The 12,552-nt window shown below is 62.3% G+C and carries 12 protein-coding genes; 2 read left to right on the plus strand and 10 right to left on the minus strand.

Annotation, left to right across the window (positions count from 1 at the left end; translation table 11 throughout):
* Window positions 1–69: 69 nt before the first annotated feature.
* From AARI_RS14490 to mmsB, 5 genes are all read right to left on the minus strand, one after another.
* Window positions 70–885: an HAD family hydrolase gene (locus tag AARI_RS14490; RefSeq protein WP_013350027.1), complete on the minus strand. Its 816-nt coding sequence runs from the start codon at window positions 883–885 to the stop codon at window positions 70–72.
* A gap of 7 nt (window positions 886–892) precedes the next feature.
* A complete protein-coding gene (gene ppgK, locus AARI_RS14495; RefSeq protein WP_013350028.1) occupies window positions 893–1,702 on the minus strand; it encodes a polyphosphate--glucose phosphotransferase in 810 nt (269 codons plus the stop codon).
* A gap of 71 nt (window positions 1,703–1,773) precedes the next feature.
* A complete protein-coding gene (locus AARI_RS14500; protein WP_013350029.1) occupies window positions 1,774–2,838 on the minus strand; it encodes an ROK family transcriptional regulator in 1,065 nt (354 codons plus the stop codon).
* 32 nt (window positions 2,839–2,870) lie between these two features.
* Window positions 2,871–3,968, minus strand: coding sequence for an alcohol dehydrogenase catalytic domain-containing protein (locus AARI_RS14505; RefSeq protein ID WP_013350030.1), 1,098 nt, complete (start codon window positions 3,966–3,968; stop codon window positions 2,871–2,873).
* Between the two features lie 2 nt (window positions 3,969–3,970).
* The gene (mmsB, locus tag AARI_RS14510) at window positions 3,971–4,915 is read right to left on the minus strand and encodes a 3-hydroxyisobutyrate dehydrogenase (protein WP_013350031.1); all 945 of its coding nucleotides are present in this window, start codon (window positions 4,913–4,915) and stop codon (window positions 3,971–3,973) included.
* Between the two features lie 141 nt (window positions 4,916–5,056).
* On the opposite strand from mmsB, the gene AARI_RS14515 reads away from it, so the two are divergent.
* Entirely contained in the window at window positions 5,057–5,986 is a 930-nt protein-coding gene (locus AARI_RS14515; RefSeq protein WP_013350032.1) for a LysR family transcriptional regulator, read from the plus strand.
* 7 nt (window positions 5,987–5,993) lie between these two features.
* On the opposite strand, the gene AARI_RS14520 is transcribed toward AARI_RS14515, so the two are convergent.
* Together AARI_RS14520 and AARI_RS14525 are read right to left on the minus strand one after the other, a co-directional pair.
* Window positions 5,994–6,536 carry a P-loop NTPase family protein gene (locus AARI_RS14520; protein WP_041649011.1) on the minus strand — a complete coding sequence of 181 codons (543 nt, stop codon included), beginning with the start codon at window positions 6,534–6,536 and terminating at the stop codon, window positions 5,994–5,996.
* A gap of 235 nt (window positions 6,537–6,771) precedes the next feature.
* Window positions 6,772–8,151 (minus strand): MFS transporter, encoded by a 1,380-nt coding sequence (locus AARI_RS14525; RefSeq protein ID WP_013350034.1) that lies wholly within the window; start codon window positions 8,149–8,151, stop codon window positions 6,772–6,774.
* Window positions 8,152–8,322: 171 nt separating this feature from the next.
* Here AARI_RS14525 and AARI_RS14530 point away from each other — a divergent pair, with 171 nt between their 5' ends.
* Window positions 8,323–8,676 (plus strand): CHY zinc finger protein, encoded by a 354-nt coding sequence (locus tag AARI_RS14530; protein ID WP_013350035.1) that lies wholly within the window; start codon window positions 8,323–8,325, stop codon window positions 8,674–8,676.
* Here the strand turns inward: AARI_RS14530 and AARI_RS14535 are convergent.
* The 3 genes from AARI_RS14535 to AARI_RS14545 all read right to left on the minus strand — a co-directional run bounded on the left by AARI_RS14535 (window position 8,673) and on the right by AARI_RS14545 (window position 12,385).
* Window positions 8,673–9,122 (minus strand): universal stress protein, encoded by a 450-nt coding sequence (locus AARI_RS14535; RefSeq protein ID WP_013350036.1) that lies wholly within the window; start codon window positions 9,120–9,122, stop codon window positions 8,673–8,675. The two genes, AARI_RS14530 and AARI_RS14535, sit on opposite strands and share 4 nt — an antisense overlap.
* 47 nt (window positions 9,123–9,169) lie before the next feature.
* Window positions 9,170–10,381, minus strand: coding sequence for an NAD(P)/FAD-dependent oxidoreductase (locus AARI_RS14540; protein ID WP_013350037.1), 1,212 nt, complete (start codon window positions 10,379–10,381; stop codon window positions 9,170–9,172).
* Window positions 10,382–10,501: 120 nt separating this feature from the next.
* Entirely contained in the window at window positions 10,502–12,385 is a 1,884-nt protein-coding gene (locus AARI_RS14545; RefSeq protein ID WP_013350038.1) for a BCCT family transporter, read from the minus strand.
* Window positions 12,386–12,552: the final 167 nt, after the last annotated feature.

A 12,552-nucleotide genomic window follows, 5' to 3' on the forward strand; every position in this document is an offset into this window, starting at 1 on the left:
GATATTCGAAGCGTACCAACGCTCTTTGAGCCCCCGCATCGACCTGAAGACGGATCTTGCTCCGTTGCTCTAGAGCTGTTCGCGTCCGTCGAGATAAGCGCCCAGCACCTGCAGCACGCCGTGCTCGAGGTTAGATGGGGCAGTGAAGTTCGCGGCTTCAGCAACCACCGGATGCGCATTGGCCATCGCAAATGAGTAGGTTGCGGCCTTGATCATTTCCAGATCATTGGGGTAATCGCCGAAGACTGCCGTTTCATCGGCAGTGATGCCCAGCTTCTCCTGCAAAGCATTCAAAGCCAAGCCCTTGTGCACACCATGGTTCATGGCATCGACCCAGTGGCTGCCGGAAATGACCACTTGCAATGGCACATCCAACGCTGCTGCCATCTCCTTGACCGCACCAGTTCCCACGTTGATGGCCATTTTGATGATCTCGTCCTCAACTTGGGACAGGTCCTCAACTACCTGCACGGCACGGTAGTACGGAGCAACTGCTGCGGTGAAGGCTTCATCGCTGCGCTCCACATATGCGGTGCGTCGTCCGCACAGCACCAGCCCTGCATCAAGCGAGGATTGCCCTTGCACCGCTTGGATGACCGAGGCTACCGCTGCCGGATCAATGATGTTCGAGTAGATCTCTTTTTCGCCGTTCATCACCACGGTGCCGTTTTCGGCAATGATGGCAATGTCTCCCAACTGCGCGAACTGCTCGCGCAGGGTAGCGAATTGGCGTCCCGATGCCGGCACGAACTTGATCCCGCGAGCCTGGAGCTGGTCGATCAGAGCCCATGCTGCTTCTGGGATCTTGCCCTGGCCGTCCAGGAAGGTACCGTCCATATCTACGGCGACGAGCTTGATCTGGGCGTTCGGGTCAATCGTGTGCATGTGGTTCCTAATTGCCAGGATGCAGGGCGCGCTGTGCGGCACCCAGGACTCCGGCGGCGTTGTTGAATTTGGCAGGAACGATCTTGGCACGCAGGTCCAGCTGTGGCAGGAACTTTTCGTGGTCTTCGGAGATCGCCCCGCCGATGATGATCAAATCCGGGCTGCAGAGGAATTCCACATGGGACAGGTAGCGCTGCAACCGGGCGATGTATTGCTCCCAGGTCAGGTTCTCTTCGCGCATGACGCGGGCGGCTGCTTTGCTTTCTGCGTTGAAGCCGTCGATCTCCAGGTGGCCGAATTCAACATTCGGGAAGAGCACGCCATCGCGGAAGAACGCCGACCCGATGCCGGTGCCCAGGGTCAGCAGCATGGTGCTGCCTTTGATCGGCTGTCCGTTCACGGCGCCGGCCCCTGCATAGACTTCTGCTACGCCAGCCGCGTCAGCATCATTGAGCACAGAGACTTCGCGGCCCAGCAGCGCGCTGAATTTGGCGGTGGCATCCAACCCGACCCAGGCCTTGTCGATATTTGCTGCCGAGTGCACCACGCCGTCAATGACAATACCCGGCACGGTGATGCCCACAGGAATATCTGCCAGTTCATCACCGGTAAGCTGCTGCAGCTGGGAAATGATCCGGGCCATTACCTGCGCAACATCATCTGGATGTGCGCCTTCTGGGGTGGTGGCCTGGCTGAAGGTCTCTTCGACAAGCTTTCCGTCGGTGCCGATCAAACCGTATTTAATCGACGATCCACCTAGATCAAGGCCGATGGCAGCGAACTGCGATGTGGATGCCGATGCGTCGGATGATGCCATCAGAGTTCTCCCGGTGATAACAAATAAAAATTTTAAGGACTCTTTACAATATATAACTCAGGTCACTTTGGTCAACGTACCCGGTAGTTTTCCCACAAGTGATCCAACGCCAATTCTCGGGCACCGGCCAACGCTCCGCGCGCCGCGGCGTCGGTACCCAGCGTGGAAAGCTGGATCTGCACGGGCTCCAAGAGTTTCTGGTTCAGTTCACGCTCGAAGTCAAGGCACATTTCAGGGGTCAGACCCGGGCCGATGGCCACCACGCGTTCGGGATCCACAAACCCAATGAGGTTCGAGAGCACCTGGCTTAGCGGGGCGAAAAAGGCTGGCCAGTTGCGCTTGTCGGCCAGCTTCTCCCAGAGCACGCGGGTCTGGAACATGCCTGCCGCACCCAGCGCCTCACGCAGGTTCGAATCGCCTATCAGCTGGGTTTCCAATTCGCCGGCGGTGCCGTGCTTGCCCCTGTGCAGCTGTCCGTCGATCACCAGTCCGGCACCGAGGCCCGAACCGATGTAGAGCATCATCAGCGACTGGTTGCTCTGGCCGGCTTCGGCCACCGCCATCCAGTTCACGTCATTGTCCAGCAGTACTTCAATCCCGTCAGGGAAGGCCCCCGCGAGGTTCGCGCCGGAGGAAGGGAAAATCGGGGTGGGGCGTACGCGCGGATTCCCCTCGCGAAGCACCGGGGCCGACTGGCTGACCGCACCGGCCAGCAGAGGGGATTTGAGTTCGCCGGCTACGCGGGCAACTTCGCGCGCTGCCATCTGCTCCACTTCGGTTGCACTGGTGTGCGCAGTGAGCGGGTACAGGCGGTCCACCAAGGTCTTGCCGCTCAAATCGGTGGCGCGCATCTGCAGGTATTCGGCCTGCAAGCACAGTGCAAGCAGGTGGCCGAAGCTGCTGTCCAACGCATAGTGCTCGGGCACGCGTCCGCGCTTGGGCTCGTTAGCCCGTTCAATGGATACGGCCAGCCCGTTCTCCTGAAGGCGGGAAATGGCCTGCGATGCGGTGGGCTTGGAAATGCCCAGCTCCGCTGCAATCTGAGTACGCGTCGCTGGAGCTTGGCACAGGTAGTCGAATACCCGGATGTCGGTCAGGGTAGCCAGGGCACGAGGCCCCGCAGTGGAATCAGTCACTGCTCAACTCTACTGTCTTTCCGCCCTTTTCTTCAGGCCAAAAGCACCTGGCGCACCGAACGGCCTTCCGCCAACTCATCCAGCGCCTGATTGATTTCAGCCAGCGCTCTGGTCTTCACGAGCTTTTCCAGTGGAAGCTTGCCTTCACACCAAAGCTGCTCATAGCAGGGAATGTCCCGCGCCGGCAAGGCCGAACCCATATAGCTGCCGATCACCGTACGCGCCCCCGCGGTCAGCGCCAATGGCTCGATGCTGCTCATCGCCCCGGGAGCTGGCAACCCCACGGTCACCACGGTGGACCCCACGGCACTGACCTGCATTGCGGTTTCGAAGGCCCGCGGGTGACCGGCTGCTTCGATGACAATCTGCGCGGTGCGTCCTTCTGCTTGCTGCGGGGTGCAGGCATCATCGGCGCCAAGTTCCCTGGCGATGGCCAGTTTTTCTTCATTGGCGTCGATTGCCAAGATCTTCCCGGTGGTTCGCTGTCCCGCAGCTACCAGCAAGGCGGCCATGCCCACTCCACCAAGGCCAACGATGGCAATGTCCTGGTCACCGGTTGCCTTCGCGGCGTTGCGCAACGCTCCTCCTCCGGTCAGCACGGCACAGCCCAGCACGGCCGCTACCGGAGCAGGAACGTCTGCTCCTACCGGGATGAGGCTGCGCGCATCCATCACCGCATGGCTGGCAAAGGCGGAAACACCGAGGTGGTGGTGCACCGGGGTTCCGTCCAGAAACAGCCGGCGAGCGCCACCTAGCAGTGTGCCCTCGGCATTGGACTGGCTTCCGGCGCTGCACGGCAGCTTGCCGCCGGTGGCGCAGGCATCGCATTTTTCGCAGCGCGGCAGGAAGACGGAGATCACCTGCTGGCCGATTGCCAGATCCACGCCCCGGCCCACCTGTTCAACGATCCCGGCTGATTCGTGGCCCAGAACCATCGGCAGGGGCCGCGGACGGTTCCCGTCGATGACCGACAGGTCAGAATGGCACAGGCCAGCGGCGGTGATGCGAACCAGCACTTCGCCAGGCCCGGGTTCCTCCAGCTGCAGCTGGCGGATCACCAGCGGCTGGTGCTCGGCGTAGGGTTTCTGGTTCTGTGCGTGCTCAAGCACTGCGGCTTGGATCTGGCGCATGATCAGCTCGCAGCGCTCGGAGCGGACTCGGTTTCCTTCGGGTTCCAGCCGCGCACCACGCCATCTGGCAACAGGTTCTTCACGATCAGCGAGCAGTCCTTATCCCCCAGCCCTTGGCTGATCAGCTCGTCGAAGTGCTCGCGAGCCAAGCTGGCTGCTGGCAGCTGCACCCCGGTGCTTTGCCCGGCATCCAGTGCCAGTCCGATGTCCTTGCGGGCAAGATCGGTGCGGAAGGTTGCCTCGAAGTTGTTGTTCGCCGCCGCAGTGTCGATGATGCCGGGCACCGGGTACCAGGTCTGCTGCGCCCAGGAGCGTCCCGAGGATACCGAGGCGATCTGCCAGAACACCTCGGGGTCCAGGCCCAGTGCTTCAGCCAGCTGGGAGCCTTCGGCGCTGGCCATCAGGTCGATGAACAGCATCATGTTGTTGCAGATCTTGGCGGCGATGCCCATGGAGGGGCCCCCGGCAACGATGGTCTTGCCGCTCATCGGTGCGATGAATTCGGTGGCCCGTTCCATCAGCTCCGGTGCTCCGCCGAGCATGAAGGCCAGGGTTCCAGCTGCGGCACCGGAGATGCCGCCGGAGACCGGGGCGTCGATGAAGTTCAGTCCGCGTTCTTGGGAACCTGCGTGGATGGCCCGGGAGGTTTCGATGTCCACGGTGGAGGAATCTGCCAGCAGCATGTGGTTGGTCGCGTTGGCCCAGATTCCGTCGTCGGCTTCATAGACCGAACGCACGTGCTCGCCCTTGGGCAGCATGGTGAACACTGCATCGGCCTGGTCCATGGCTTCGGCGATCGAGCCGGCAATCTGCACCCCGCCGGTTGCTGCAGCCTTGCAGGCTTCTGCGTCCAGGTCGTAGCCGCGCACGGTGTGCCCGGCGGCCACCAGGTTCGCGGTCATCGGTCCGCCCATGTTGCCTAGGCCAATCCATGCGTACGTGCTCATGTGCACACCCCTCATCGTTGAGTATTGTCCTTCTCAGGCCAGCGTAGGGTGCCCGGCGCGGCAGACTCAATGCACTTCGGCACGCTAATTGCGCAGGGCTAGTGTGCGCTAGCGCACACTGCTCATGGCAGACTGTGTTCTATGGAGCGCCAGATCGATTACCGCCATCTCGAATCCCTCATAGCCTTGCTGACTGTTGCACGCTTGGGCCGCTACACCGCTGCGGCGAATGTCCTCGGGGTGAACCACTCGACCATTTCCCGGCGCATCGATGCGCTGCAAAAAGCCATGGGAGGCCACCTGCTCACGCGCTCCCCCAATGGCTGGGAACTGACCGATCTGGGCCGGCGGGCCATGGCCAGCGCCGAAGCGATCGAACAGGCAGTAGAAGCCATTGGCTCGGAGAAAGACACCGGTGGCCTGGCCGGCCACGTGCGCATCGCTGCCCCCGATGCCTTCAGTGCCCACTTGGCGGCTCCGGCTTTGGCCAAGTTGCAGGCGAAGCATCCGCAGCTGGTGTTCGAGATCGTTTCGGAAACCACCCGTGCCCGGCAGACGCGTACCGGCATGGATCTGGAAATCGTCATTGGCGAGCCCAATGTCCGCAAGGCCGCCTCTACGAAACTCATGGATTACGAGTTGCGGCTTTATGCCACAGCCGAATACCTCGAAGCCCACGGCACGCGAGTTGCGCTTGAGGACCTGGCCGGGCACCGCCTGAACTACTACATCGACACCGCGTTGACGGTGGACAAGCTCGATGAGGCCACCAGCGTCTTGCCCCCGATCCAACGCGCGATCTCGTCAACGAGCATCGCGGTGCAATATGCGGCCACCATGAACCATGCAGGCATCGGGTTGCTCCCCACGTTCCTCTCGGAACATTACCCGAATATGATTCCGGTGCTCCATGACCAGTTCACCTACCACTCCGAATACTGGCTGGTGGGCAGGGAAGAAGCTTTGCGCAGCCGCGCCGTGCAGGAAACTGTGCGTGCGTTGAACGACGCGGCCACTACAGGCGACTGGTTCATCCCGCCTTTCCCGGCGTATGACCTGTCCCGAGGCTAGGTGCCATTCACCTCAGCCAGGACGGCTCCCAGTCCACGATGGCCTGGCACATTTGCGCCACCGGCTGAGCGCTGTCCAGGCGGAGCACCGGACGCTCTTCTGTCTTCAGCCACTTCTCATGCCCGGCACGGCTGCGTCCGCTGAATTCCGGGTCGTCGTAGCCACCGGCCCAAACCATGAACTCGCCCATGGCTCCGGGTTCCAAATAATCTCTGGACAAGCGCAGCGTCTCGCGCTCTGCAAGCCGGCGCATGCGCACTTCGGGATCCAATGTCAGGAAAACGAAAGCGTCGACGTGGGCCAGTACGTCGTCTCCCCAGCCCTGGATTGATCCGGACAGCACCCAGGCCTTGCGCGGAACAAAGACCTCATTCATGAGCCTGCTCCGGTCAGCTGGCGCACGCTGCTTGGAGTAGGGAGGATCGGTCGGGATCCAGAAGTAGTCATCGCTATCGGCATGCGGCACCGACCAGGCGTCGGCAACGGCACGCGCGAGGGTGGTGGTGCCGCTCCCGCTGGCACCGAAGATCTGCAGTCGGCATGGTTGCATCGCCGGCACTCTCCCTCCTCGCTTCGCAGGCCAGGCATCGACCCCATGCCACCGGAAGCAAATGGTCGATGGCCTCCCCTGCTGCTTAGAAGGATTCTACCTGCAGTGCGCGGTGTACATGTTGCAAGGACGCCACCGTCCTGGGCGAACGCGCCCTGCTGCGCGCGAAGGGCGCACGCCGAAGGCCGGCTCCGGACCACGGAGCCGGCCTTGGCGTTGCCGGGAAGCCCTGCGGCTACTTCCGGACCTTCAGCCTGTTGGCAACGGCTGCCTCGCCGCTGGTGGCCAAACGGTCGGCCTCGTCGATGGCTCCCAGGTCAACGCCCTTGGTTTCCTTCATGAAGTACACGGCCACCAGGGTGACCAGCGCGGCGAACACGATGTAGCCGGCCACTGGAACCCAGGATCCGTAGACCTTGAGCAGGAAGGTGGCGATGATCGGAGCCATCGAACCGGCCACGATCGAGGTGACCTGGTAGCCCAGCGAGACACCGGAGTAGCGCATGCGCGTCGGGAACATCTCTGCCATGATGGCCGGCTGTCCGGCGTACATCAGGCCGTGGACGAACAGTCCCAGCATGATGGTGGCCAGGATGACGGCATCGTTGCCGGTGTTGAATATCGGGAAGGCCGCCACGCCCCATACGGCCATGAGCACCACGCCCGTGGCGTAAACCGGACGGCGTCCGCGGCTGTCTGTGAAGCGCCCGATGATTGGAACCATGATGGCGTGGAAGACGTGTGCAATGAGCATCAGGCCCAGGATGGTGGAGGTGTCCATCTTCAGCTGGGTGGCCATGTAGGTGATGGAGAAGGTCACCACCATGTAGTACATGATGTTCTCGCCAAAGCGCAGGCCCATCGCGGTGAACACGCCGCGTGGATAGCGCTTGAAGACTTCGCCTACGCCGTATCCGGCAGCGGCATTCTGCTCCAGCTCGGCCTTGGCTTCCTTGAAGATCGGTGCATCAGAAACCCGGGTGCGGATATAGTAGCCAACCACCACAATGACCACCGAGAGCCAGAAGCCGATGCGCCAGCCCCAGGCCAGGAAGGCAGCGTCGCTGAGCGTCGCCGAAAGCTCCAGCAGCACCACGGTGGCCAGCAGGTTGCCCACCGGCACTGCTGCCTGCGGCCAGGAAGACCAGAATCCGCGTTCCTTGTTTGGTGCGTGCTCTGCAACCAGCAGCACCGCGCCGCCCCATTCCCCGCCTACCGCGAAGCCCTGGGCGAAGCGCAGCACGATCAGCAGCACCGGCGCGGCGTAGCCGATGGAGTCGAAGGTGGGCAGGCAGCCCATCAGGAACGTCGTTGCGCCAACGAGAACGATGGCAACCTGCAATAGGTGCTTGCGTCCGTACTTGTCACCGAAGTGGCCGAAGACGATGCCGCCGATCGGGCGGGCGATGAATCCGACCGCGTAGGTCAGGAAGGCCTTGATGATGTTATCCAGATCGTTGCCCGTATCCGGGAAGAAGATCTTGTTGAAGACCAGCGTCGCCGCCGTCGCGTAGAGGAAGAATTCATACCATTCGACGACGGTGCCAGCCATGGAGGCTGCTACGACCCGGCGCAACCCCTTGCGCTCGGCCTTCGATGACGTTTCGCTTGCCACTGTGCGTTCCTTCCGCCCACGCCAGTACCCCCTTTGGAACCAGCTTCATCAGCGAGTATGGCCTAGATCACATCGCGAAAGATAGGCGAAACGAGGCATAGTGGGACATGGATTGTGCACATTCGGCGTGCATATTTGCACACCCGGTCACGGTTATCTGAAAGGATCCATATGAAGAAATGGGGAAATCCGGCGCACCCTGCAGCATTGCGAGGCGTGCGCATGGATGGGCAAACTCGGTGCGCCCACTACCACTCGCTCTTCGATGTGATCGCGCTGAAGCACGATTGCTGCGCGACCTTCTACCCCTGCCACCTTTGCCATGCCGAGCTCGCCGATCACCAGGCAGAGCCGTGGCCGGCAGACAGGTTCGATGAACCGGCGGTACTCTGCGGAGTCTGCAGCACGCAGCTGAGCCCCGCAGAATATCTGGAAACCAGTTCCTGCCCGAACTGCCAGGCACTGTTCAATCCGGGCTGCAAACTGCATCTGGACTTGTACTTCGAGATGAAGTCAGCCGCCTAGTCCCAGGGCAGTTCGTTTTCTTCGGAAGGTTGCTGTGGAATCACCAGGACCGGGCGGTGCTGCTTATGGGCCAGCGCCACGGCGATTGATCCCTCGACCAGCTGAGCCATCTTATTGCGGATCCCCGGACGCCGGGTGCCCACGACGATCATCTGCGCATCGAGCTGTTCGGCAACGGCAGCGAGCACCTTGGCCGGGTCGCCGGCCACCGTGTAGCTTTCAAGCTCGACACCGGTAACCACCGAGTTGATTTCCCAGGCGAGTTCCTCGGAGAGCGGAGCAGCCGAAGCCAGCAGGTTTCCTTCGGCAAGCTTGTCGGTGACGAAACGTCCGGAGTCGGCATGGATGCACACCAATTTCGCATCCAGGCCGCGCGCCAGCGAAGCCGCCGCGGCCAATACTGCCGGGGACATCCCCGGCTCCACGCCCATGACCATGATGCTCATCAGCTATTCCTACTTTCTTGGAGGGTCACTTGCTGCTTAGTAAAATCCTATAAATCACCGAGGTCGATATCCGGATCCGCCAGCGAGGCGGCTGGCACCGTCTTGCCCACCAGCTCACGCAGGCGATCATTGACGTCCCAGATATTCACATTTGCCGCCGCGGTGATCTTCTCGCCATCTTGCCAGAACAACAAGAATTCTCCGCTTTCCATGCTGCCGCGGACTGCCGAGACGTCATCTGGGGAATTATGCCCCACATATTCCATTCCCAGATCGAATTGGTCCGTGAAGAAATACGGCAACCAGTCATAGGATGCGTCGGCACCGGTGAGCGTCGCGGCCGCCAGCTTGCCCTGGCGGATCGCGTTGTCCCAGTGCTCCACGCGCAATTGGGCGCGCAGCTTGGTATTGAACGCCTGGGCGATATCCCCGATGGCCAGAATCTTGGAGTTGCTGCTGCGCAGCGACGCATCGACCACCACCCCGTGATCCACTTCCAGCCCGGCCGTCTCGGCCAGTTGCAGATTGGGTTTGGCACCAATAGCCAGCAGCACCACATCGGCACGCGATGAGCCGGCATCCGAAAGCACTTGCAGGTGCCCGTCGACCTGCTCGATGCCCTGCACGCGTGCGGTGCGCACATCCACTCCATTGGACTGGTGCAGCTCCAGCAGGTGGTTCCCGAAGCGTTCTCCGAAGACCTTGGCCAACGGCACCTCGGACGGTGAATAGACGGTGACCCGGGCTCCGCGTTGGCGGGCTGTGGCGGCCACTTCCATACCGATCCAGCCCGAGCCGACCACGGCCACTTGGGCGCCCTCGACCAGTTTTTCGCGCAGCGACTGGGCATCTTCCAGCGTGCGCAGCACATGCACCCCGGGCAGGTCATAACCGGGCATTGGCGAGTCCCCGCCCACGCTGGCCCGCGAACCGGTGGCCAGCACCAGTTGCCCGTAATCCACGGCGGTGCCATCGGCCAGCATCACCTGCTGCTTGCCGGTCTCCACGCTGATTGCGGCGGTTCCCAGCCGGAGGGTGACCTCCTGCGCTGCGTACCACTGCGCGTCATGCACGGTGAAGTCTTCTGGCTTGTCATTGCCCTGCAAGAAGCCCTTGGACAGGGGCGGACGCTCATAGGGCAGGTGCGATTCCTCGCCAATCAGGGTGATCGGGCCGGCATGTCCCCGCTCGCGTAGTGCTGCCACCGTACTGGCGGCGGCAAGCCCGGCACCAACGATGACTATCGACTCCTGGTCCATGGAACAACCCCTCTGCTTCCCGCCGCGGTGACGGCCCGCGGCCAGTGGATAGTGCTTGTCACCTTGATCCTCACACCCCGATGCCCTGCTTGGCAAGGCAGCGGGGGTCAGGTCCCGGACCTAGTCGTCACTTGGCTTCACGTGCCGGGATTTTGCTTCTGATTCCACGCGCTTGCCGAAGATCCCGCGCGTGCGCGAGACCCGGTAGTCGATACGGTCATCGACGTAGCGGCGCAGTTCGGGCTGCTCGTCCAAGGCGCCCCACAGCTCATCGGAGACGTGCTCGGTGACCCGCGCCAGCCGGCGCTTCTGCTCGATGACTTCCAAGGCCCGGCTTTCATGGCGCAACCCCTTGATCGTGGCCACCGACATCATGATCATGATGATGCTGAATGGCAAGGCCGTGGCCAGCGAACCGGCCTGCAGCGTCTTCAGCCCGCCGGCCACCAGCAAGGCAGCGGCCAGCACGCCTTCGAGTACCGCCCACAGCACCCTGGACCAGGTTGGCGGGTTCGGGTGCCCGCCGGAGGCGAGCATGTCGACCACCAGCGAGCCGGAGTCCGAGGAGGTGATGAAGAAGATCGCGACCAGCAAGATCGCCACCACCGACAGGATCGAACCCAGCGGCAAGGCTTCAAGCACCTGGAACAGCGAGCCCTCCGCGGAGACCGCCCCGTCCTGGACCATGTCCCCAGCGCCGAAGAACTGGCGGAACAGTCCCGAGCCGCCCATGACCGAGAACCAGAGGAAACCGACTATGGTCGGCACCAGCAGCACGCCGGTGACGAACTGGCGCACGGTACGCCCGCGCGAAATGCGGGCAATGAAGATGCCCACGAACGGTGCCCAGGCGATCCACCAGCCCCAGTAGAAGACCGTCCAGCTGGAGAACCAGGTGGCCGATTCCTCACCCTGCTGGAAGGCGCCCACGTCGAAGGTCATGTTCATGAAGTTGGCCAGGTACACGCCCAAGGACTGCACGAAATTCTGGAACAGGAACAGAGTCGGGCCCAGCAGCAGCACGCTGATCATCAGCAGGCCGGCCATGGACAGGTTGATGTTCGACAGCCACTTGATCCCGGCGCCCAGACCGCTGACCACGCTCATGGTGGCCAGGAACGTGATGACCACGATCAGGATGACCAGCAGCGTGTTATCCACCGAACCGACCAGTCCGATCGCTTTCATGCCCGAGCTGATCTGCTGCACGCCCAAGCCCAGCGAGGTGGCCACGCCGAACACCGTGCCGAAGATGGCCAGTACATCAATCACATCTCCCAGCCAGCCCTTGACCCGGTCCCCCAGGATCGGTTCCAGCGCCCAGCGGATGGACACCGGGCGGCCGCGGCGGTGGATCGCGTAGGCCAAAGCCAAGCCGATCACCGCGTAGATGGCCCACGGGTGCAGGCCCCAGTGGATGAAGGTCTGCGCCATGGCCAGTCCGGCCAGCTCCGATTCGCTGCCTTCCCAACCCGGCTTCGGATCCACGGTGGCGTACGTCAGAGGTTCGCCGACCCCGTAGAAGACCAGGCCAATGCCCATGCCGGCGGCGAAGAGCATCGCGAACCAGCTGAACAAGCCGAATTCGGGTTTCTCTCCGTCATTGCCTAAGGTGATCCGCCCGAGCTTGGAGAAGCCGATGGCGATCACCAGCGCCACAAAGCCGCCGATGATCAGCATGTAGTACCAGCCCAGGTTGGCTACGATCCAGTTCTGCACGGCGTTGAAAGTCGTGTCCGCCGCGTTGGGCGCGAGGATCGCGAAGACCGCCACAGCCAGGATCACCAGCAGCGCCGGCCAGAAGACCGCAGGGGCGATCCCGCCCTTGCCTAGGCGCACGCCCTGCCGGCGCAGCTTCGCGGTGATCTGCTCGTCGGTGTCGTCCTCGGCAATGTGCATGTGCACCGGGATCGGCGCGGTATGCGGGGATGCTTCCAGCACAGCATCTGCGTGCTGCCCATTATCTGCTTCGGGAGGTTCAACTTCGTCAATGTTCTTCGTCATGGTCCAGGCTCCTTCACTCAGAGAAATGCCCTAGGACTTCCACCCTTGTTCTTTCGCCGCGAAGAATCAAGTGGCCAGCGAAGAATAGTGCCTTCTTTCTGCCAGTCGGGCATCGCCGGGCAGTGCGCCGCGGTTGCTGTGCGCTGCATAGGTGCTTGTTGCCAGGC

Origin of the sequence: Glutamicibacter arilaitensis Re117 (assembly GCF_000197735.1) — a bacterium.
Classification (GTDB): domain Bacteria; phylum Actinomycetota; class Actinomycetes; order Actinomycetales; family Micrococcaceae; genus Glutamicibacter; species Glutamicibacter arilaitensis.